Source organism: Variovorax sp. AC194 (genome assembly GCF_979257995.1).
Genome location: NZ_OZ409823.1, coordinates 4,193,012 through 4,212,841 on the forward strand (window position 1 = coordinate 4,193,012; position 19,830 = coordinate 4,212,841).

Genomic DNA, 19,830 nt, shown 5'->3' on the forward strand with positions numbered 1-19,830 from the left:
GACACGCAGTGCGAGAGCGTGGGGGTCATGCCTTCAGGCGACTTCAACCGCCGATTGTGCGCTGTGCGCGCCCCGGCTCCGCGCCCGCTGCACGCCCGAGACGATGGCCTTGAGCGACGCCGTGATCACGTTCGCGTCGATGCCCACGCCGAACAGCGTCTGGCTCTCGTCCACGCGCAGTTCGAGATAAGCCACCGACTTCGCATCGGCGCCGGCACCGATCGCGTGCTGGTGATAGTCCATCACGCGCACGGTGTGGCCGGTGGCCTTGCTCAGCGCTTGCGTGAAGGCGTCGATCGGGCCGTTGCCGCGGCCTTCGATGGCGCGGGTTTCACCGTCCCACGGCAGGTCGCCGCGCAGCACGACAGAGGCGCTGGCGCCCTCGCCTTCTTCCTCGATCACGCGGTGCTGCAGCGATTGCGCGGTCTCGATGCCGTACTCGGTCACGAAGATCTGCCAGAGGTCGGCCGCGGTGAGCTCCTTGCCGGCGATGTCCATCACGCGCTGCACGCTCTGCATGAATTCCATCTGCAGGCGGCGCGGCATTTCGAGGCCGTATTCGCTCTCGAGCAGGTAGGCCATGCCGCCCTTGCCCGACTGGCTGTTCACGCGGATCACGGCTTCGTAGCTGCGGCCCACGTCCTTCGGGTCGATGGGCAGGTAGGGCATGTCCCAGATGTCGCCTTCCTTGCGCGCGGCAAAGGCCTTCTTGATCGCGTCCTGGTGCGAGCCGGAGAACGAGGTGTAGACGAGGTCGCCGACGTACGGATGGCGCGGATGCACGGGGATCTGGTTGCAGTGCTCGACCGTTGCGCGGATCTCGTCGATGTTCGAGAAGTCCAGCTCGGGCGAAACGCCCTGCGTGTAGAGGTTGAGCGCGACGTTCACGAGGTCGAGATTGCCGGTGCGCTCGCCGTTGCCGAAGAGGCAGCCTTCGATGCGCTCTGCGCCAGCCATCAGCGCGAGCTCGCCGGCGGCGGTGCCGGTGCCGCGGTCGTTATGCGGGTGCACGCACAGCACGATGGCATCACGACGCGCGAGGTTGCGATGCATCCACTCGATCATGTCCGCGAAGATGTTCGGCGTGGAGTGCTCGACCGTCGTGGGCAGGTTGACGATGCACTTGTGCGCGGGCGTCGGCGCCCAGACTTCGGTGACCGCATCGACCACGCGCTTGGAGAAGACCACGTCGGTGCCCGAGAACATCTCGGGCGAGTACTGGAAGGTCCACTTCGTGGCCGGCTGCTTCGCGGCGAAGTCGTTGAACATGCGCGCATGGCTGCTGGCGAGCTCGACGATCTGGTCTTCGTCCATGCCGAGCACCACGCGGCGCATCACCGGGGCGACGGCGTTGTAGAGGTGAACGATGGCGCGCGGGGCGCCTTGCAGCGATTCGAAGGTGCGGGCGATGAGATGGTCGCGCGCCTGCGTCAGCACCTGGATCGTCACGTCGTCGGGAATGCGGTCTTCCTCTATGAGCTTGCGCACGAAGTCGAATTCGACCTGCGACGCGGAGGGAAAGCCGACTTCGATTTCCTTGAAGCCGATCGCCACGAGGGTCTCGAACATGCGCATCTTGCGGGCGATGTCCATGGGCTCGACCAGGGCCTGGTTGCCATCGCGCAGATCGGTCGACAGCCAGATCGGGGCCTTGGTCAGCACCGCATCGGGCCAGGTGCGGTCCTTGAGGCCGATCGGTGCGAATGCGCGGTATTTGGCTTGAGGTTGCTTGAGCATGTCGATTTCTCTGTGATGGTTGGTAATCAACCAGCAACCCCAAAAACAAACGGCCCGTTGCTGGTGCGAACGGGCCGTGGTGAGGGATTTGCGCGTGCGCTACCGTCTCCGCCCGTGAGGGAGGGCTAGTAGGGCCAGCAGCGAAATCTTGGTCATGAGGGTTGCGAATATAGCACAAGCGACATTCAGCCATACAACTCAGTTATGCAAGCCCCGCTCATCGGGCTCTTCGGTCGAGGTGCTGATCACGCTCACCGGCTGGCCCTTGGCCCTGCGCCATGCGTAGACCACGTAGCCGCTCAACCCGTAGGCCACGAAGAGACCGAACAGAACCGTCGGCGGATGGATGTTGATGACAGCGATGCCCAGCGCGATGAGCACGATCACGACGAAGGGCACGCTCTTTTTCATCTGCACGTCCTTGAAGCTGTAGAACGGCGCATTGGTGACCATGCTCAGCCCCGCATAGAGCGTGAACGCGAAGGTGACCCAGGTGATCTGCGTCCACGAGAGATACAACACCTCGCCGCCGCGCTTGCCCCATTCGTTCACGAGCCAGATGAAGCCCGCCACGAGCGCCGCCGCAGCGGGCGACGGCAGTCCCTGGAACCAGCGCTTGTCGACCACGCCGGTGTTCACGTTGAAGCGCGCAAGCCGCAAAGCCGCACAGGCGCAATACACGAAGGCCGCGATCCAGCCCCAGCGGCCCAGGCCCTTGAGGGACCATTCGTAGGCGATGAGCGCCGGCGCGGCGCCGAACGACACCATGTCGGACAGCGAATCCATCTGCTCGCCGAACGCGCTCTGCGTGTTGGTCATGCGTGCGACGCGCCCGTCCAGGCTGTCGAGGATCATCGCGGCGAACACGCCGAGCGCCGCGAGGTCGAAACGCGCGTTCATGGCCATCACGACCGAGTAGAAGCCGCCGAACAACGCCGCCAGCGTGAACAGGTTCGGCAGGATGTAGATGCCCTTGCGACGCTTGCGCGGCTGCACATCGTCGGGGAGCGTGTCGTCATGCATTGAAATTGCCTCCGTCCCTCATGGGCACTGCGCGAGCAGCTATCCATTCGATAGCATTTTGATCTGTGAGTCGCATGGTTCGCAGTGTAGTTCAGGGGCGCTTCTCGCCCCGACAAACAAAAGGGCCACCGCAACGGGTGGCCCTTGGGAAAAGAGTGCCGGAGCACCCTTTCTGGCTCGCAGATCAGTTGCGGGTCTGGTCGACCAGCTTGTTCTTCTTGATCCAGGGCATCATCGCGCGCAGCTTTTCGCCGACGACTTCGATCTGATGCTCCGAATTCAGGCGGCGGCGGCTGATCAGCGCAGGCTGGCCGGCAGCGGCTTCGAGCACGAAGCTCTTGGCGTATTCGCCGGTCTGGATGTCCTTGAGCACTTGCTTCATGACCTTCTTGGTCTCGTCGGTCACGATGCGCGGGCCCGTGACGTACTCGCCGTACTCGGCGTTGTTCGAGATCGAGTAGTTCATGTTGGCGATGCCGCCTTCATAGATCAGGTCGACGATCAGCTTGAGCTCGTGCAGGCATTCGAAGTACGCCATTTCGGGCGCGTAGCCGGCTTCCACCAGCGTTTCGAAACCAGCCTTGATCAGCTCGACCGTGCCGCCGCACAGAACCGCTTGTTCGCCGAACAGGTCGGTCTCGGTTTCTTCGCGGAAGTTGGTCTCGATGATGCCGGCCTTGCCGCCGCCGTTGGCGGTGGCGTAGCTCAGCGCGAGGTCACGCGCCTTGCCGGTCTTGTCCTGGTGCACGGCCACGAGGTGGGGCACGCCGCCGCCTTGCGTGTAGGTGCTGCGCACGGTGTGGCCCGGGGCCTTGGGGGCGACCATCCACACGTCCAGGTCGGCGCGCGGCTGCACGAAGCCGTAGTGCACGTTGAAGCCGTGCGCGAAGACGAGCGAGGCGCCTTCCTTGATGTGCGGGGCCACGTCGTTCTTGTAGACGTTGGCGATCTGCTCGTCGGGCAGCAGGATCATGACCACGTCGGCCGATTTCACGGCGTCGGCGACTTCGGCGACCTGCAGGCCGGCCTTGCCGACCTTGTCCCACGAAGCGCCGCCCTTGCGCAGGCCGACCACGACCTTGACGCCGCTGTCGTTCAGGTTCTGCGCGTGCGCATGACCTTGCGACCCGTAACCGATGATTGCGACCGTCTTGCCCTTGATGAGGCTGAGGTCGGCGTCCTTGTCGTAGTAAACCTTCATGATGCGTCTTTCCTATTTAATCTCGAGCACCCCCTCAAGCGGGGGTGCGTTCACTCACAGTTGGCCGGAGGGATTCCGGTCCTTCATTTGCTGGTTGATGGACACGAGGTTGTCGTGAATGCGGAACAGCAGGATCAGCAATTCGCTATAGACGCGAACCATGATCGCGCCGAAAACAAGAATACCGATGGCAGCCAGGATGCGGCCCTGGAACAACGAGATGACCGTTGCAGCCAGCACGCCCAGCAGTCCGAGGAAGTACAGAATCCGAATGATGATCGGGGTCACCATCTTCTCGAAACCCAGCAAGTCTTGCATTACCTTCTCCTCATGTGTTGATTTAAAACATTGAAACTGAGGGGATCTTCACCCCCTACACGCGCAGAATGCGCTCGCCGCGCCCGATGCCGCTGGCACCGGTGCGGACAGTCTCGAGGATAGCGCTACGGTCGATCGCTTCCAAAAAAGCGTCGTTCTTGCCGTGATCGCCGGTGAGTTCGATGGTGTAGCTCTTGTCGGTGACGTCGATGATGCGGCCGCGGAAGATCTCGGCCATGCGCATCATTTCTTCGCGCTCCTTGCCCACCGCGCGCACCTTCACCATCATGAGCTCGCGCTCGGTGTAGGCGCCCTCGGTCAGGTCGACGACCTTCACGACCTCGATCAGGCGGTTCAGGTGCTTGGTGATCTGCTCGATCACGTCGTCCGAACCGGTGGTCACGATGGTCATGCGCGAGAGGCTGGGATCCTCGGTCGGCGCGACGGTCAGCGATTCGATGTTGTAGCCACGGGCCGAGAACAGGCCCACCACGCGGGAAAGAGCACCCGGCTCGTTTTCCAGCAGCACTGCAATGATGTGTTTCATGTTTGCGTGACTCCTCTTTTCGCCGCCCTCCCCCGCGCACGGTAATGCGCGGGCTCGGCGGGCAATAGATTCGTCAGTAAGAGAGTTAAGCGAATGCGCCGCAGATCACAGATCTTCGGAGCCCAACAGCATTTCGGTGATGCCCATGCCGGCCTTCACCATCGGGAACACGTTCTCGGTGGGGTCGGTGCGGAAGTCCATGAACACCGTGCGGTCCTTGAGCTTGCGCGCCTCACGCAGCGCGGGCTCCACGTCTTGTGGACGCTCGATCAGCATGCCGACGTGGCCATAGGCCTCGGCGAGCTTCACGAAGTTGGGCAGCGCGTCCATGTAGCTGTGGCTGTAGCGGCCGGAGTATTCGATCTCCTGCCACTGGCGCACCATGCCCAGGTAACGGTTGTTGAGCGAGCAGATCTTGATCGGCGTGTTGTATTGCAGGCAGGTGGAGAGCTCCTGGATGCACATCTGCACCGAGCCTTCGCCGGTGATGGTGAACACCTCCGAATCGGGCTTGGCGAGCTTGATGCCCATGGCGTAGGGAATGCCCACGCCCATGGTGCCCAGGCCGCCCGAATTGATCCAGCGGCGCGGCTCGTCGAAGCGGTAGTACTGCGCGGCCCACATCTGGTGCTGGCCCACGTCCGACGTGATGTACGCGTCGGCGTCCTTGGTCATGTTCCAGAGGGTCTCGACCACGTACTGGGGCTTGATCACGTCCTTGTTGCCGCGGTCGTACTTGAGGCAATCGCGCGAGCGCCAGGCCTCGATGGTCTTCCACCAGTCCGCCAACGCGCCGGCATCGGGCTTAGTGGTGCTCTCGCGGATCATCGAGATCAGCTCGGTGAGCACGTCCTTCACGTCGCCGACGATCGGGATGTCGACCTTCACGCGCTTGGAGATGCTCGACGGGTCGATGTCGACGTGGATGATCTTGCGTTCGTTCGTGGCGAAGTGCTTGGGGTTGCCGATCACGCGGTCGTCGAAGCGCGCGCCCACGGCCAGCAGCACATCGCAGTTCTGCATCGCGTTGTTGGCTTCGATGGTGCCGTGCATGCCCAGCATGCCGAGGAACTTGCGGTCGCTCGCCGGGTAGGCGCCCAGGCCCATCAGCGTGTTGGTGACCGGGTAGCCGAGCATGTCGACCAGCGTGCGCAGTTCGTTGCAGGCATTGCCCAGGAGCACGCCGCCGCCGGTATAGATGTAGGGACGCTTGGCCGCCAGCAGCAGTTGCAGCGCCTTGCGGATCTGGCCGCCGTGGCCCTTGCGCACCGGGTTGTACGAGCGCATCTCGACCTTGTCGGGATAGCCGGCGTAGGGCGTCTTCTTGAAGGAAACGTCCTTGGGCACGTCCACCACCACAGGGCCGGGTCGGCCGCTGCGCGCGATGTGGAAGGCCTTCTTCATCGTCATGGCCAGATCCTTGGGATCCTTGACCAGGAAGTTGTGCTTGACGATGGGGCGGGTGATGCCGACCGTGTCGCACTCCTGGAAGGCGTCGAGGCCGATAGCAGCGGTGGGTACCTGGCCGGAGATGATCACCATCGGAATGGAGTCCATGTACGCCGTGGCGATGCCGGTGACCGCATTGGTCAGGCCGGGGCCCGAGGTGACAAGTGCCACGCCCACTTCGCCGGTGGCGCGCGCATAGCCGTCGGCTGCGTGCACGGCGGCCTGCTCGTGGCGCACCAGAACGTGCTGGATGGTGTCCTGCTTGTAGAACGCGTCGTAGATGTACAGAACCGCGCCGCCGGGGTAGCCCCAGATGTACTGGACGCCTTCGGCCTGCAGTGCCTTGACCAGCACTTCAGCGCCCATGAGTTCTTGCGTGGAGTTGCCGGCGCCAGAGGACGCGGCTGCTGCGGAGATGATCTCCGCCTTCGAGATTTCCATGATCAACCTTTGTGTTTTTTCGGGAACGAAAAACCTTGGGTGCCCCTTGCCAACCCTTGTGAGGTCGCGCCAGGACTTGAGGCCATGGCCATGAGCGGACTGATGTTCCGCCGGACCTTGACCCGTTTGCCTTTTGACTTGCAGCGCGGATTATGACATTACCGGCCGTTCAGATTCGCTTCAGGTCGTCTGTAAAGGCGCCGGGGCATAATCCGCGGCGGAAAACCATAAGCGTTCGCTAGACATCCCTTCCCACGTGGCGCGCCCTTGCGCGCCCCCTCTCGCTTGGCCACTGAACAAGAACTCTCCGACTTCCTGAAAAGCGTCGAACGACGCGCTTTCAAGCGCTCGGTCTATCACGTGCGGGACGAAGAAGCGGCGCTCGACATCGTGCAGGACAGCATGATGAAGCTGGCGCAGCACTATGGCGACAAGCCGGCCAACGAGTTGCCGATGCTGTTCCAGCGCATCCTGTCGAACTGCACGCTCGACTGGTTCCGCCGCCAGAAAACCCGCCGCGCGTTGTTCTCGAACCTGAGCGACTTCGAATCGGTCGACGACGACGGCGATTTCGACCTTCTGGAGAACTTCGTCTCGCCAACCGACTCCAGAGAGACGGAAAGCGCCGAAGACACCACCCGCCGCGCCCAGGTCTTCCACGAGATCGAGGAGCAGATCGCCGCATTGCCAGGCCGTCAACGCGAGGCTTTCCTGATGCGTTACTGGGAGGAAATGGACGTCGCAGAGACGGCCGCCGCAATGGGCTGCTCCGAGGGCAGCGTCAAAACCCATTGTTCGCGAGCCGTTCACGCTCTGAGCAAGGCGCTCAAGGCCAAGGGAATATCGCTATGAACACTAAGGTTCCAACCTCTTCTATCGCCGCCGAAGACCAGTTCGGTCAGCGTCTGGCTGCCCGGCTGTCTGCCGGCAACCAGGAGCTATCGCACGATATCGGCGAGCGGCTGCGCGTTGCGCGCGCCCAGGCCGTGGCCGCGCGCAAGCAGGCTCCGCAATTGCGGACCGCGCCCGAGGTGGTGCAGTCCGGCAGCACGCTCACGCTGGGCGGTGGCTGGTGGACCCGCATCGGATCCGTAGTGCCTCTGATCGCCCTCGTGGCCGGCCTCGTCACCATCAGCGTGATGCAGGACGACGATCGCGCCAGCGAGCTGGCCGAAGTCGACTCCGCCCTCCTCACCGGCGACCTGCCCCCCGCCGCCTACACCGACCCGGGCTTCGCCCAATTCCTGAAGGCCGACGGCGCCTCCGACTGACCCTTACCGACCGAATGCGACGCCCGTCCAACCCCAGCGCGAACACCCCCCGTCCCTTGCGCCCGCTCACGGCGGGCGCATTCGTTTGGGCGGGCGCGCTTGCCGTCGCAGCCTTCGGCCTGACGCTTGCCTGCGCCCAGCCGCCCTCCGAGGCCAACAAGTCCGGGCAGACGGGCGTCGCGAATTCCGCGGCAGCCGGTACCGTCAAGGCCGTTCCCGCAACCAAGCCGCTCTGGCACGAGCTCACCGCCGAACAGCAACAGGCCCTCAAGCCCCTGGTCCCGCACTGGACCACGATGAACACCGGGCAAAAGCGCAAGTGGCTGGCACTGTCACGAAACTTCGCGAACATGTCGGCAGATGACCAAGTCACCTTGCACAGCCGAATGATCGAGTGGGCCGCCTTGAGCAACCAGCAGCGCGCCCAGGCGCGCCTGAATTTCGCCGAGGTCAAGCGCCTGCCGGCCGACGAGCGCAAGGCCAAGTGGGAGCAATACCAGGCCCTGAGCGAGGAAGAAAAGCGCAAGCTCGCCGAGCGCGCCCCGGCCAAGCCCCGCGGTGCAGCCATTCCGGTGCGCCCGGTCTCGTCGCAGAAGCTCGTGCCGGTGCCGGCCGTCACGCCGCCCGGCCAGCACACGCCCAGGATCGTGCTGGCGCCGTCGCCGGCAGCGCCCTCCGCAACTGCCGCCGTCCTGGTGACGACGCCGCTGGAGCGGGCGCCTGCCGCGGCCGGCATCACCCCCGCCGTGGCGCCCGCGCCCGTCACCGTCACATCGCCGCCCGTTCCCGCCGAGGCCCAGGTCCCGCCGCCGACGCCCACGCCGGCACCCACGGCGACCGAGCAGCTTCCCTCCGCCCCCTGACACCAAGGCTTCGATGGTTTCCAGTTCTCCCGAGGCTTCGGGGCCCGATCAGCCCGCCTCGCCTGCTTCCCCGGCAACCAGCGGCTCTCCCTCGACAGTGCCCGGCCTCTGGCCCCGGATGGCCTGCTGGCTCTACGAAGGCATGCTGCTGTTCGCGGTTGTGTTCGTCTCGGGCTGGCTGTTCAGCACGCTGGGACAGATGCGCGACGCCATGGACTCGCGCCGGCACCTGTTCCAGGCCTTTCTGTTCGTGGTGTTCGGCGTGTACTTCGTCTGGTTCTGGACCAAGGGCCAGACGCTCGCGATGAAGACCTGGAACATCCGCATCGTCGATGTCCACGGTCAGCCCGTCAGCCAGCGCCGCGCCTTGGCGCGCTACTTGCTGAGTTGGATCTGGTTCCTGCCGCCGCTCGCCGCCATCGCGCCCTTCAAGCTGTCGGGCGGCGAATCGACCGTCCTGATCTTCGGCTGGGTCGCCATCTGGGCGCTTCTGGCACGTTTTCACCCCGATCGCCAGTTCTGGCATGACGCCTGGGCCGGTACGCGGCTCATCACCTCCAAGCCCATGAGCCGCCGATGAGTGCCCTGCCCGAGCTTCCCGACCCCGTCGTCAATCCGCAGAAGGCCCGCAAGGGTTTCGAGCGCGTCTTTCATGCCACGCTGATCTCGCTGCACGGCCTGCGCGCCGGCTGGAGCGAACCCGCCTTCCGGCAGGAAGCGATCCTCTCGATCGTGATGATCCCGGCCGCCTTCTGGCTCGGCCGCAGCTGGGTCGAGGTGGCGCTGCTGGCCGGCAGCGCGATCCTGGTGATGATCGTGGAGCTGCTCAACACGGCCGTGGAGGCCGCCATCGACCGCATCGGCCCCGAATGGCACGACCTCTCCAAGCGCGCCAAGGACATGGGCAGCGCCGCAGTGCTGCTCTCGCTCACGCTGTGCGGGGGCATCTGGGCGGCGGCTTTGTGGGCGCGCTTCGTGTCATGAGCGGGCCGGCATCCCGAGGCATGATGGCGGGATGAATCCTGAATTTTCGATCTGTGTGTATTGCGGCTCGCGCCCCGGCGAGCGCCCCGAGTTTTCCGAGGCCGCCACGGCTGCCGGCCAGTGGATCGGCCAGCACGGCGGCCAGCTGGTCTACGGGGGCGGCCGCACCGGCCTGATGGGCACGGTGGCCGAAGCCACGCGCCTGGCCGGCGGCCGCGTCGTCGGCATCATTCCCAAGGCGTTAGTCGACAAGGAGTTGGCCAATCCGCTGTGCGACGAACTGCACATCGTGGACACCATGCACGAGCGCAAGGCCATGATGGGCGAGCGCGCCGACGCCTTCATCGCCTTGCCCGGGGGCATCGGCACCTTCGAGGAGCTGTTCGAGATCTGGACCTGGCGCCAGCTCGGCTACCACGACAAGCCGACCGGCATCCTCAACACCGCCGGCTACTACGACAAGCTGCTCGACTTTCTGGCGCACAGCGTGCGCGAGGGCTTCATGGGCGACTGGCAGATGCAACTGATCCGCACCGGCACCGACGCCACCGAACTGCTCACCACGCTGCGCGCCGAAGTGCCGCTCCATCCGCGCGAAGACAGGCTGTCGGAAAACCTCTGACGCCCGACTCGAAAGAAAAAGCCCCGGTCAACGGGGCTTTTTTGCTTCAAACGGCGTTTTCGTTTTCCTCGCCGGTCCGGATGCGCACGATGCGTTCGACGGCGGTGACGAAGATCTTGCCGTCGCCGATCTTCCCGGTGCGTGCCGAATTGACGATGGCCTCGATGCAGCGCTCCACGTCGCCCTCGTTGACGACCACTTCGACCTTCATCTTGGGCAGGAAGTCGACCACGTATTCGGCGCCCCGGTAGAGCTCGGTGTGGCCCTTCTGGCGGCCGAAGCCCTTGACCTCGGTCACGGTCAGGCCGGTGACGCCCACTTCGGCCAAGGCCTCGCGCACGTCCTCGAGCTTGAAGGGTTTGACGATTGCGGTGATCTGCTTCATGGTTTTCGTGCTCCGGCGGTTTCGTTGAATTTGCTGGTGATAGGGTAACGCCAATCCTTGCCGAAGCTGCGGTGGGTCACCCGGATTCCTACCGGCGCCTGGCGCCGCTTGTATTCATTGATCTTGATGAGCCGCGCAACCCGCTCGACCACCGCGCGGTCGTAGCCCGCGGCGATGATCTCGTCGATGCCCTGGTCGTCCTGCATGTAGCGTGCCAGGATGCCGTCCAGGATGTCGTAGGGCGGCAGGCTGTCCTGGTCGGTCTGGTCGGCCCGAAGCTCTGCACTCGGAGGGCGCGTGATGATCCGCTCCGGAATCGGCGCAGCGCCGGTGCCGTACGGATCATGCGCGTTGCGCCAGCGCGCCAGCGCGAACACCGTCGTCTTGAGCAGGTCCTTGATGACCGCGAAACCGCCCGCCATGTCGCCGTAGAGCGTGCAATAGCCGGTGGCCATTTCGCTCTTGTTGCCGGTGGTGAGCACGATGGCGCCGAACTTGTTCGACAGGGCCATCAGCAGCGTGCCGCGGATGCGGGCCTGGATGTTTTCTTCGGCCGTGTCCTCGGGGCGGCCCTTGAACTCCGCGGCCAGGGCGCCCTCGAAGGATTCGAAGGTGTGGGCGATCGAAATCTCGTCGTAGCGCACGCCCAGGCGCATCGCCATCTCTCGCGCATCGATCCAGCTGATGTCGGCCGTGTAAGGCGAAGGCATCATCACCGCGCGCACCTTGTCCTTGCCGAGTGCATCGACCGCGATGGCGAGCACCAATGCGGAGTCGATGCCGCCCGAGAGCCCCAGGATGGCGCCCGGAAAACCGTTCTTGCCGATGTAGTCGCGCACGCCAAGAACCAGGGCATCCCACAACTGCGCTTCGGCGTCGCGCGGCCCGGCCACAGCACCGGGCTCGACCGCGAAGCCGATGCCGCCTTGCGGTGCGCGCTCCAACTGCGCGAAGACCAATTTCTCCTGAAAGCTCTCGGCCTGCATGGCGAGCGCGCCGTCGGCCTGCAGCGCGAAGGAGGCACCGTCGAACACCACTTCATCCTGCCCGCCGACCAGGTGCGCGTAGACCAGCGGCAGCCCCACGGCACGCGCACGATCAGCCATGCGCGCGACGCGCTCGCCTTCCTTGCCCACGTGATAGGGCGATGCGTTGATCACGGCCAGCACCTCGGCGCCGGCCTCGCGGGCCAGCTCGGCCGGCTGGTCGAACCACGCGTCTTCGCAGATCAGCAGCCCGACGGACACTCCGCCCGCCTCGAACACGCAGGTGCCCTGCCCCGGCGTGAAATAGCGGCGCTCGTCGAACACCTGGTAGTTCGGCAGCTCGCGCTTGGCGTAGGTCTGAAGGATGCGGCCTTCCTTGATGACGCTGGCCGCGTTGTGGCGCAACTGCACTGCCACGGAGCGGCTGCGAAGGCTCCCGCCGGTCGGATGCCCCACCACCACGACCATGTCTTTGAGGTCGGCCAGCGCGGCGGCGATGCCTTTCACGGCATCATCACAGGCTTCGGTGAAGGCGGGACGGAGGAACAGGTCCTCCGCTGCGTAGCCGGCAATCGAGAGTTCGGGCGTCAGCAGCAGGCGCGCGCCTTGCGCATGGGCGTCGCGTGCGGCATCGACGATCTTTCTTGCGTTGCCGGCGAGGTCGCCCACCACAAAATTGAGTTGCGCGATGGCGAGCTTGAGCGTCATACAGAAGGAAGAAAAAGGCTTGAACGATTATGTCATTCGGGTTCTGGCGTCACCGTCGGACGTGAGCCCGAAAGCCTGGAACGCGCTGCTCGCCGCGCAGGCCGAGCCCTCGCCTTTCATGCGCCACGAATACCTCGCGGCGCTGCACGAAAGCGGCAGCGCCTCGCCCGCGAGCGGATGGACGGCGCAGTTCGTCACGCTCTGGCGCGGCAAGGCGCTCCAGGCCGCCTGCCCGATCTACATCAAGGACCATTCGTACGGCGAATACGTCTTCGACTGGGCCTGGGCCAACGCCTACGAACAGCACGGGCTCGCCTACTACCCCAAGGCCGTGGTCGCGGTGCCCTTCACGCCGGTGCCGGGCACGCGGCTCCTGGCGCGCGATGCGCAAAGCCGCACGCTGCTGGTGCAGGCGCTGGTCGCTTGGTGCAAGCAGGAAGAACTTTCTTCTCTGCACCTGCTGTTCGGTGCCGACGAGGACATTGCCGCGTGCACCGAAGCCGGGCTGATGCTGCGCAACACGGTGCAGTTCCATTGGACGAACGTGGCCCCCACGCCCGCCGAGGGGGAGCTCTCCATCCCGGGGCAGCCCGGCTATTCCGACTTCGACGCGTTCCTCGCCAGCCTCGCCCACGACAAGCGCAAGAAGATCCGCCAGGAGCGCCGCAAGGTCGCCGACGCGGGCGTGAGCTTCCGCTGGTCGCGCGGCAAGGACATCTCCAAGGCCGACTGGGATTTCTTCTACCGCTGCTACGAGCGCACCTACCGCGAGCACGGCAACCCGCCCTACCTTGCGCGCGATTTCTTCCAGCGTATGGCCGATACGTTGCCCGAGGCCTGGCTGCTGTTCGTCGCCGAGCGCAACGGCAAGCCCATGGCCACGAGCCTGATCGCGCTTTCCACGCAGCCGGACGAACCGCTCGTCGCCTACGGCCGCTACTGGGGCGCGCTGGAGCGCGTCGACTGCCTGCACTTCGAGGCCTGCTACTACCAGCCCCTTGCCTGGTGCATCGAACACGGCGCAAGGCGCTTCGAGGGCGGCGCGCAGGGCGAGCACAAGATGGCGCGCGCGCTGATGCCGGTGAAGACCACCAGCGCCCACTGGCTGGCGCACCCCGCGTTCTCCGATGCGGTCGAGCGCTTTCTCGAACGCGAGGGCGCCGGCATCGAGAACTACATGGACCACCTGGGCGAGCGCAGCCCGTTCAAGGCCGGCTGAGGGCGCATCTCTCTAACCAAGGGCATAGCGCCCTTGACCGTTTGGCACATCGACGGCGCGCGGCGCCTCTCCTAGCATCCGGGCCAGAACAGGCCCGCTCCCGCACTCCCGAGGAGAAACCGCATGCGCCCATCGATCCGCCTCGCCCTTGCGGCGCTTTGCTTCATGAGCGCCGGCCACGCCTTCGCCGCGAGCTTCGACTGCGCCAAGGCCGGCAACGCCACCGAGAAAGCCATCTGCGCCGACCCGGGCCTGTCGCGGCAGGACGAGGCCCTGGCCGCGCTCTACCAGCGCCAGCTCGAGATGCCCGACGCGGGCCAATGGGCAACGATCCTGCGGCGCGACCAGCGCGACTGGATCGCGCTGCGCAACCGCGAGTGCAAGGGCAACGTCGATTGCCTGAACCAGGACTACCAGCGCCGCATCGCCTACCTCAGCCATGCGCTGCTGCAATGGATGGGCCGCTACGTGCAGGGCAAATGCCCGCACGAGGGCCGCTTCCTCGATGTCACGCCCGGTGACGCCGGGCAGCTCGATGTGGAGATCTACATCTGCCCCAACCCACGCGGCAACATGCTGCTGCAGGGCAGGAACGTGCTCGAAGCCGGACAGCGCCTGAGGGTGGCGGAAAGCGGGCGTTGCACCCGCACGTTCCAGTTCGCTGCCGATCGCGTCACGGTCGCAGACGGGCCCGAATGCGCGCCCTCGCTGAAAGGCATTTACGTGCGCGACCCGCGCCGTTCGCCGTTCGAGCTCGAGGGCGTGAAGTGAATGGGCCGGATTACTTCTTGTACGCCGCGATCCCGTCCACGACTTCCTTCTTCGCCGCGTCGATGCCTTCCCAGCCCAGCACCTTGACCCACTTGCCTGCTTCCAGGTCCTTGTAGTGCTCGAAGAAATGGCTGATGGCCTTCAGGCGCATCGGGTTCACGTCGTCGACCGACTTCCAGTGGCTGTAGATCGGCAGCACCTTGTCGGTGGGCACGGCCAGCACCTTGCCGTCGACGCCGGCTTCGTCTTCCATCATCAGGATGCCCAGGGGGCGGCAGGGCACGACCACGCCCGGCAAGAGCGGGTACGGGGCGATCACCAGCACGTCGACCGGGTCGCCGTCGCCCGAGAGGGTCTGCGGCACGTAGCCGTAGTTGGCGGGGTAATACATGGCCGTCGTCATGAAGCGGTCCACGAAGATCGCGCCCGATTCCTTGTCGACTTCGTACTTGATCGGGTCGGCATTCATCGGGATTTCGATCACGACGTTGAAGGCATCGGGGACGTTCTTGCCGGGGGAGACTTTGTCGAAGGACATGACGTTTTTCGAGTAGTTGAAAAGTATTGGGGAGACGGGGACAAACCCTGAGTTTACTTTCCGTGTCACCGCGCGGTCGCACACGCCCGCGTTTTTGCCTGTAAATTGCAACCGTTGGCCAATCGGCTCCTCACCTTCTCGGTGCAGCGAGCTTCGAGGAAGCAACGCGACGGAAAACCTGGGTCCCGTACGCGTTGCGCGCAGGATCCATGCTGTCCGTCTCCACAAGTCACATCGAACGAATGGAGAAGCAAAGCATGATCGGCAACACCCCCCTGATACTCGCCATCGTCTGCGGCCTCGTGGCCGTCGGCTACGGTTTCTGGGCCCGAAGTTGGATTCTCGCCAAGGACCCGGGCAACGCCCGGATGCAGGAAATCGCCGCCGCCATCCAGGCCGGCGCCTCGGCTTACCTCGCCAAGCAGTACACCACCATCGCGGTGGTCGGCGTCATCCTGGCGGTGCTCATCGCCCTCTTCCTTGACCTCACCACGGCCGTCGGCTTCGTGGTCGGCGCGGTGCTCTCGGGCGCCTGCGGCTTCATCGGCATGAACGTGTCGGTGCGCGCCAACGTGCGCACGGCGCAAGCCGCAACCAAGGGCATCGGCCCGGCGCTGGACGTGGCGTTCCGCGGCGGCGCCATCACCGGCATGCTGGTGGTGGGCCTGGGCCTCCTGGGCGTGACCGGCTTCTACTGGTTCCTGGCCGGCAGCGCGCCCAAGTCGGACCACACCCTGGCGGCCATCCTCAATCCGCTGATCGGCTTTGCCTTCGGCTCCTCGCTGATCTCGATCTTCGCGCGGCTGGGCGGCGGCATCTTCACCAAGGGCGCCGACGTCGGCGCCGACCTGGTGGGCAAGGTCGAAGCCGGCATTCCGGAAGACGATCCGCGCAACCCCGCGGTGATCGCCGACAACGTGGGTGACAACGTGGGCGACTGCGCCGGCATGGCGGCCGACCTGTTCGAGACCTACGCGGTGACGCTGATCGCCACCATGGTGCTCGGCGCGCTGATGGTCACCACGGCGCCGGGCAATGCGGTGCTGTATCCGCTCGCGCTGGGCGGCGTGTCGATCATCGCGTCGATCATCGGCTGCTTCTTCGTGAAGGCGTCGCCGGGCATGGTCAACGTGATGCCGGCGCTCTACAAGGGGCTGGCGGTCGCGGGCATCCTCTCGCTGATCGCGTTCTGGTTCGTCACGGCGTGGATCATTCCGGACAACGCCATCGCCGCGAGCGGCAGCCAGCTGAAGCTCTTCGGCGCCTGCTTCGTGGGCCTGGCGCTCACCGCGGCGCTGGTGTGGGTCACCGAGTACTACACGGGCACGCAGTACAAGCCCGTGCAGCACATCGCGCAGGCCTCGACCACGGGCCACGGCACGAACATCATCGCGGGCCTGGGCGTCTCGATGCGCTCCACGGCCTGGCCGGTGATCTTCGTTTGCATCGCGATCCTGGCCTCGTATTCGCTGGCCGGCCTGTTCGGCATCGCGGTGGCCGCAACGTCCATGCTGAGCATGGCGGGCATCGTGGTGGCTCTCGACGCCTACGGCCCCATCACCGACAACGCCGGCGGCATCGCCGAGATGAGCGATCTGCCCGACAGCGTGCGCGCCGTGACCGACCCGCTCGACGCGGTCGGCAACACCACCAAGGCCGTGACCAAGGGCTACGCGATCGGCTCGGCCGGCCTCGCCTCGCTGGTGCTCTTTGCCGACTACACGCACAAGCTGGAGAGCTTCGGCCTGAACATCAGCTTCAACCTGAGCGACCCGATGGTGATCGTGGGCCTCTTCATCGGCGGCCTGATTCCCTACCTCTTCGGCGCGATGGCGATGGAAGCCGTCGGCCGCGCGGCCGGTGCGGTGGTGGAGGAAGTGCGCCGCCAGTTCCGCGAGATTCCCGGGATCATGGAAGGCACCGGCAAGCCCGAGTACGGCAAGGCCGTGGGCATGCTGACCGGCGCGGCCATCAAGGAAATGATGATCCCCTCGCTGCTGCCGGTGGTGGTGCCGATCGTCGTGGGCCTCGTGCTCGGACCGAAGGCGCTGGGGGGCCTCTTGATGGGCACGATCGTCACGGGCCTGTTCGTCGCCATCTCGATGTGCACGGGCGGCGGCGCGTGGGACAACGCCAAGAAGTACATCGAGGACGGCCACCACGGCGGCAAGGGCTCCGAGGCGCACAAGGCGGCCGTCACCGGCGACACCGTGGGCGACCCCTACAAGGACACCGCGGGCCCCGCCGTGAATCCGCTGATCAAGATCATCAACATCGTGGCGCTGCTCATCGTGCCGCTGGTGGTGAAGTTCCATGCGGGCGATGCGGCGGCGATGGCGCCTGCCAAGGTCGAGACGCCGACCGCAGTGACGGCGCCCGCGGCAATGGCACCGGCTACACCGGCCACACCGGCGGCCGCCGTCGCCTCGGGCGCGGTGTCCGCAGTCGAAGCCGCCGCGGTGAAGGTCGAGAACGGCGTCGTGAAGTTCTACTTCGCGAGCGCCAGTTCCGAAGTCGCGCCCAACGCCAAGGAGGCGCTGGCCGATGTCATCAAGGCCGTGCAGAGCGGCAGCACCGTGCTCGTGAGCGGCTACCACGATGCGAGCGGCGACCCGGCCAAGAACGCCGAACTGGCCAAGCAGCGCGCCATGGCCGTGAGCGATGCGCTCAAGGCCGCGGGCGCGCCCGAGGACAAGATCGAGCTGGCCAAGCCCGAGCAGTCGCAGGCCGATGGGCCGGCGTCGGAAGCGCGCCGCGTCGAAGTGAAAGTGAAGTCCTGAAGATGCCCACGCCCGCACGGCTCGAAGCCTTCATCGCCGCCGTGGAAGGCGGCGCGCATGCGCAGGTCATCGAGGACTACTACACCGAAGACGCCACCATGCGCGAGAACCAGGCCGAGCCCCGGCGCGGGCGCAGCACGCTGGTCGCGCAGGAGAGCGCCGTGCTCGATCGCACCGAGTCGGTGGTGTCCACGTGCGTGCGGCCGGTGCTGGTGAACGGCGACCACGTGGCGATCCAATGGGTCTTCGCGTTCACCTTCAAGGGTGGCGCCACCATGCGCATGGAAGAGATCGCGTGGCAGCGCTGGGACGGCGAGCGCATCGCCGAGGAGCAGTTCTTCTACGACCCGGCGCAGAGAAAGCCAACGCCGGCCCCGTCGAGCGGCAACGTCGCTTAGCGCTGGCTCTCCGCGGCCACCGCGCGCACCAGCCGCGTGGCGGGTGCCACCAGTTCGCGCAGGTCGCCCGCACGGTTCTGCTCGATGGCCTGCAGCACCAGCTCGTTGATGCCGCCGACCACCGTCATCGCCATCTCGCTCGTGAGGTGCGCCGCGGGGCTGCAATCGCTGTCGCTGCTGTTGATGGCCACCTGGATGAAGTTGGCGATCTCGTCGTTGACGCGGCGCCGTGCCGCGAGGCCCGGCATGCCCAGGCCCAGGATCTCGACGAAGAGGGTGCGCAGCAGCACCGGGTCTTGGGCGAGGTAATCGAAGTACGCGGTCATCGCCTGCTCGACCTGCGCATGCCAGGGCTGCGCGGGATCGAAGGCCTCGCTCACGGCCTGCAGCGCGAGGCGGCTGGCGGTTTCGTAGAGCGCGATCAGGCACTCGGTCTTGGTGCTGAAGTGCTCGTAGAACGTGCGGCGCGAGACGGCCGCCTCGCGCACGATGTCGGCGATGGTCGTGTCCGCGTAGCCCTTGGCCGCCACGGCGTGCGCCATGCCCTGCAGGAGGCGCGCATAGTGCTCGCTTTCCGTGCCCTCGGCGGATTTGGAGGCCACGGTTTTTTCGATGGTGTCGCTCATGGATGGCACATTTTCCTACGCCTCGGTACTTGACAGTACCAGCATCGACCCGCAACATGGAGGCATGCGGTACGAAGCTGTACCAACTTTTCATCCCACGATGTCCCGAGGATTGTTTTCATGACTGAACTCGTTGTCCGCCGCCTGCTGATCGACCTGCAATCGCCCTTTGCCCGCAACTGGTGCGGCGGCGATGCATTCTCCAGCGCCTTCTTCAATGCACTGTCGATGAGTTTCCCCTTCGGCGAGCAATTCTTCATCGATGCCGTGCGCGATGCGGTGGCCACGCTGCCGCCCGAGGTGCAGGAAAAATACCGCGCCGACGTGCGCGGCTTCATCGGCCAGGAGGCCACGCACCGGCGCATCCATTCGCTCTTCAACAACCACCTCGAGGAACAGGGGCTGGTCGACGGCTGGACCGCGCGTGCCAACAAGCGCATGACGCTGATGGAAGAGGCCGATCCGCGCCACGCGTTGGCGGTCACGGCGGCCACCGAGCACTTCACCGCGATGTTCGCCGAGTGGCTGCTGGCGCGCCCCGAGATCCTCGATGGCGCGGAACCGCGCCTGCGGACGATGTGGCTGTGGCACAGCGCCGAGGAGCTGGAGCACAAGTCGGTCGCCTTCGACATCTACAAGGCCGCGGGCGGCTCGGACGAATGGCGCCGGCGCTGGTTCCGCCGCGTGACCGTGATGTTCCTCGGCGACCTGATGCACCAGACCATCGACAACCTGCGCCACGAAAAGCAGTTGTGGAAGTGGGCGACGTGGAAGAGCGCGGCGCGCATCCTGCTGGGCAAGGGAGGCCTGTTGCGCGGCAACCTGCGCGGCTGGCGCAGCTACCTGCGGGCGGACTTCCATCCGGCGCAGCAGGACAGCAGCCTGTCGACGCGCTGGCTGGCCGACAACCGCGCGCAGTACACGCCGGTGGGCGTTGCCTCCGAGGCAGTTACGTCCTGATCG

At 65.5% G+C, this 19,830-nt stretch carries 21 protein-coding genes; 11 read left to right on the forward strand and 10 right to left on the reverse strand.

Annotation, left to right across the window (positions count from 1 at the left end):
• Nucleotides 1-33: 33 nt before the first annotated feature.
• The 6 genes from leuA to ACZYRS_RS19985 form a co-directional block, all read right to left on the reverse strand.
• Nucleotides 34-1,737, reverse strand: coding sequence for a 2-isopropylmalate synthase (gene leuA / locus ACZYRS_RS19960; protein WP_463420642.1), 1,704 nt, complete (start codon nt 1,735-1,737; stop codon nt 34-36).
• 198 nt (nt 1,738-1,935) lie between these two features.
• Nucleotides 1,936-2,760 carry a CDP-diacylglycerol--serine O-phosphatidyltransferase gene (gene pssA / locus ACZYRS_RS19965; RefSeq protein WP_093432073.1) on the reverse strand — a complete coding sequence of 275 codons (825 nt, stop codon included), beginning with the start codon at nt 2,758-2,760 and terminating at the stop codon, nt 1,936-1,938.
• A 184-nt stretch (nt 2,761-2,944) separates the two neighbouring features.
• Nucleotides 2,945-3,961, reverse strand: a complete 1,017-nt coding sequence (gene ilvC / locus ACZYRS_RS19970) for a ketol-acid reductoisomerase (RefSeq protein WP_093122648.1) — start codon at nt 3,959-3,961, stop codon at nt 2,945-2,947.
• Between the two features lie 54 nt (nt 3,962-4,015).
• A complete protein-coding gene (locus tag ACZYRS_RS19975) occupies nt 4,016-4,279 on the reverse strand; it encodes a DUF4282 domain-containing protein (protein ID WP_042579951.1) in 264 nt (87 codons plus the stop codon).
• Nucleotides 4,280-4,334: 55 nt separating this feature from the next.
• Nucleotides 4,335-4,826: an acetolactate synthase small subunit gene (ilvN, locus tag ACZYRS_RS19980; RefSeq protein ID WP_124458099.1), complete on the reverse strand. Its 492-nt coding sequence runs from the start codon at nt 4,824-4,826 to the stop codon at nt 4,335-4,337.
• A gap of 105 nt (nt 4,827-4,931) precedes the next feature.
• Entirely contained in the window at nt 4,932-6,716 is a 1,785-nt protein-coding gene (locus ACZYRS_RS19985) for an acetolactate synthase 3 catalytic subunit (RefSeq protein WP_463420643.1), read from the reverse strand.
• A gap of 285 nt (nt 6,717-7,001) precedes the next feature.
• Between ACZYRS_RS19985 and ACZYRS_RS19990 the strand changes: the two genes are divergently transcribed.
• The 6 genes from ACZYRS_RS19990 to ACZYRS_RS20015 are packed head-to-tail and all read left to right on the forward strand — an operon-like array spanning nt 7,002 to nt 10,456.
• The gene (locus ACZYRS_RS19990) at nt 7,002-7,568 is read left to right on the forward strand and encodes an RNA polymerase sigma factor (protein WP_042579950.1); all 567 of its coding nucleotides are present in this window, start codon (nt 7,002-7,004) and stop codon (nt 7,566-7,568) included.
• Nucleotides 7,565-7,987 carry a DUF3619 family protein gene (locus tag ACZYRS_RS19995; RefSeq protein WP_463420644.1) on the forward strand — a complete coding sequence of 141 codons (423 nt, stop codon included), beginning with the start codon at nt 7,565-7,567 and terminating at the stop codon, nt 7,985-7,987. Before ACZYRS_RS19990 ends, ACZYRS_RS19995 begins: the two co-directional genes overlap by 4 nt.
• Before the next feature lie 56 nt (nt 7,988-8,043).
• Nucleotides 8,044-8,850, forward strand: a complete 807-nt coding sequence (locus ACZYRS_RS20000; RefSeq protein WP_463420645.1) for a DUF3106 domain-containing protein — start codon at nt 8,044-8,046, stop codon at nt 8,848-8,850.
• Between the two features lie 13 nt (nt 8,851-8,863).
• Nucleotides 8,864-9,430, forward strand: coding sequence for an RDD family protein (locus ACZYRS_RS20005; RefSeq protein ID WP_463420646.1), 567 nt, complete (start codon nt 8,864-8,866; stop codon nt 9,428-9,430).
• Complete coding sequence (locus tag ACZYRS_RS20010) at nt 9,427-9,834, forward strand: diacylglycerol kinase (protein WP_463420647.1); 408 nt, start codon at nt 9,427-9,429, stop codon at nt 9,832-9,834. Before ACZYRS_RS20005 ends, ACZYRS_RS20010 begins: the two co-directional genes overlap by 4 nt.
• A gap of 31 nt (nt 9,835-9,865) precedes the next feature.
• Complete coding sequence (locus ACZYRS_RS20015; RefSeq protein ID WP_463420648.1) at nt 9,866-10,456, forward strand: LOG family protein; 591 nt, start codon at nt 9,866-9,868, stop codon at nt 10,454-10,456.
• Nucleotides 10,457-10,502: 46 nt separating this feature from the next.
• On the opposite strand, the gene ACZYRS_RS20020 is transcribed toward ACZYRS_RS20015, so the two are convergent.
• Nucleotides 10,503-10,841: a P-II family nitrogen regulator gene (locus tag ACZYRS_RS20020; protein ID WP_013540975.1), complete on the reverse strand. Its 339-nt coding sequence runs from the start codon at nt 10,839-10,841 to the stop codon at nt 10,503-10,505.
• On the reverse strand, nt 10,838-12,535 hold the full coding sequence (locus ACZYRS_RS20025; RefSeq protein ID WP_463420649.1) for an NAD+ synthase: 1,698 nt from the start codon (nt 12,533-12,535) through the stop codon (nt 10,838-10,840). Before ACZYRS_RS20025 ends, ACZYRS_RS20020 begins: the two co-directional genes overlap by 4 nt.
• A 19-nt stretch (nt 12,536-12,554) precedes the next feature.
• On the opposite strand from ACZYRS_RS20025, the gene ACZYRS_RS20030 reads away from it, so the two are divergent.
• Nucleotides 12,555-13,754 (forward strand): GNAT family N-acetyltransferase, encoded by a 1,200-nt coding sequence (locus ACZYRS_RS20030; protein WP_463420650.1) that lies wholly within the window; start codon nt 12,555-12,557, stop codon nt 13,752-13,754.
• A 123-nt stretch (nt 13,755-13,877) separates the two neighbouring features.
• Complete coding sequence (locus ACZYRS_RS20035) at nt 13,878-14,525, forward strand: lysozyme inhibitor LprI family protein (RefSeq protein WP_463420651.1); 648 nt, start codon at nt 13,878-13,880, stop codon at nt 14,523-14,525.
• A 10-nt stretch (nt 14,526-14,535) separates the two neighbouring features.
• On the opposite strand, the gene ppa is transcribed toward ACZYRS_RS20035, so the two are convergent.
• Nucleotides 14,536-15,063 (reverse strand): inorganic diphosphatase, encoded by a 528-nt coding sequence (ppa, locus tag ACZYRS_RS20040; RefSeq protein WP_042576736.1) that lies wholly within the window; start codon nt 15,061-15,063, stop codon nt 14,536-14,538.
• Between the two features lie 257 nt (nt 15,064-15,320).
• Here ppa and ACZYRS_RS20045 point away from each other — a divergent pair, with 257 nt between their 5' ends.
• Entirely contained in the window at nt 15,321-17,843 is a 2,523-nt protein-coding gene (locus ACZYRS_RS20045) for a sodium-translocating pyrophosphatase (protein ID WP_463420652.1), read from the forward strand.
• Between the two features lie 2 nt (nt 17,844-17,845).
• Complete coding sequence (locus tag ACZYRS_RS20050; protein WP_463420653.1) at nt 17,846-18,241, forward strand: nuclear transport factor 2 family protein; 396 nt, start codon at nt 17,846-17,848, stop codon at nt 18,239-18,241.
• Here the strand turns inward: ACZYRS_RS20050 and ACZYRS_RS20055 are convergent.
• The gene (locus tag ACZYRS_RS20055) at nt 18,238-18,867 is read right to left on the reverse strand and encodes a TetR/AcrR family transcriptional regulator (RefSeq protein ID WP_463420654.1); all 630 of its coding nucleotides are present in this window, start codon (nt 18,865-18,867) and stop codon (nt 18,238-18,240) included. The genes ACZYRS_RS20050 and ACZYRS_RS20055 overlap by 4 nt on opposite strands.
• A gap of 120 nt (nt 18,868-18,987) precedes the next feature.
• Between ACZYRS_RS20055 and ACZYRS_RS20060 the strand changes: the two genes are divergently transcribed.
• Nucleotides 18,988-19,827 carry a metal-dependent hydrolase gene (locus ACZYRS_RS20060; RefSeq protein WP_463420655.1) on the forward strand — a complete coding sequence of 280 codons (840 nt, stop codon included), beginning with the start codon at nt 18,988-18,990 and terminating at the stop codon, nt 19,825-19,827.
• Nucleotides 19,828-19,830: the final 3 nt, after the last annotated feature.

What these genes read in the sequence shown, in the direction of transcription:
- leuA (WP_463420642.1), bottom strand. Translation starts at nt 1,737, where the DNA reads ATGCTCAAGCAACCTCAAGCCAAATACCGCGCATTCGCACCGATCGGC.
- pssA (WP_093432073.1), bottom strand. Translation starts at nt 2,760, where the DNA reads ATGCATGACGACACGCTCCCCGACGATGTGCAGCCGCGCAAGCGTCGC.
- ilvC (WP_093122648.1), bottom strand. Translation starts at nt 3,961, where the DNA reads ATGAAGGTTTACTACGACAAGGACGCCGACCTCAGCCTCATCAAGGGC.
- ACZYRS_RS19975 (WP_042579951.1), bottom strand. Translation starts at nt 4,279, where the DNA reads ATGCAAGACTTGCTGGGTTTCGAGAAGATGGTGACCCCGATCATCATT.
- ilvN (WP_124458099.1), bottom strand. Translation starts at nt 4,826, where the DNA reads ATGAAACACATCATTGCAGTGCTGCTGGAAAACGAGCCGGGTGCTCTT.
- ACZYRS_RS19985 (WP_463420643.1), bottom strand. Translation starts at nt 6,716, where the DNA reads ATGGAAATCTCGAAGGCGGAGATCATCTCCGCAGCAGCCGCGTCCTCT.
- ACZYRS_RS19995 (WP_463420644.1), top strand. Translation starts at nt 7,565, where the DNA reads ATGAACACTAAGGTTCCAACCTCTTCTATCGCCGCCGAAGACCAGTTC.
- ACZYRS_RS20005 (WP_463420646.1), top strand. Translation starts at nt 8,864, where the DNA reads ATGGTTTCCAGTTCTCCCGAGGCTTCGGGGCCCGATCAGCCCGCCTCG.
- ACZYRS_RS20010 (WP_463420647.1), top strand. Translation starts at nt 9,427, where the DNA reads ATGAGTGCCCTGCCCGAGCTTCCCGACCCCGTCGTCAATCCGCAGAAG.
- ACZYRS_RS20015 (WP_463420648.1), top strand. Translation starts at nt 9,866, where the DNA reads ATGAATCCTGAATTTTCGATCTGTGTGTATTGCGGCTCGCGCCCCGGC.
- ACZYRS_RS20020 (WP_013540975.1), bottom strand. Translation starts at nt 10,841, where the DNA reads ATGAAGCAGATCACCGCAATCGTCAAACCCTTCAAGCTCGAGGACGTG.
- ACZYRS_RS20025 (WP_463420649.1), bottom strand. Translation starts at nt 12,535, where the DNA reads ATGACGCTCAAGCTCGCCATCGCGCAACTCAATTTTGTGGTGGGCGAC.
- ACZYRS_RS20035 (WP_463420651.1), top strand. Translation starts at nt 13,878, where the DNA reads ATGCGCCCATCGATCCGCCTCGCCCTTGCGGCGCTTTGCTTCATGAGC.
- ppa (WP_042576736.1), bottom strand. Translation starts at nt 15,063, where the DNA reads ATGTCCTTCGACAAAGTCTCCCCCGGCAAGAACGTCCCCGATGCCTTC.
- ACZYRS_RS20045 (WP_463420652.1), top strand. Translation starts at nt 15,321, where the DNA reads ATGATCGGCAACACCCCCCTGATACTCGCCATCGTCTGCGGCCTCGTG.
- ACZYRS_RS20050 (WP_463420653.1), top strand. Translation starts at nt 17,846, where the DNA reads ATGCCCACGCCCGCACGGCTCGAAGCCTTCATCGCCGCCGTGGAAGGC.
- ACZYRS_RS20055 (WP_463420654.1), bottom strand. Translation starts at nt 18,867, where the DNA reads ATGAGCGACACCATCGAAAAAACCGTGGCCTCCAAATCCGCCGAGGGC.
- ACZYRS_RS20060 (WP_463420655.1), top strand. Translation starts at nt 18,988, where the DNA reads ATGACTGAACTCGTTGTCCGCCGCCTGCTGATCGACCTGCAATCGCCC.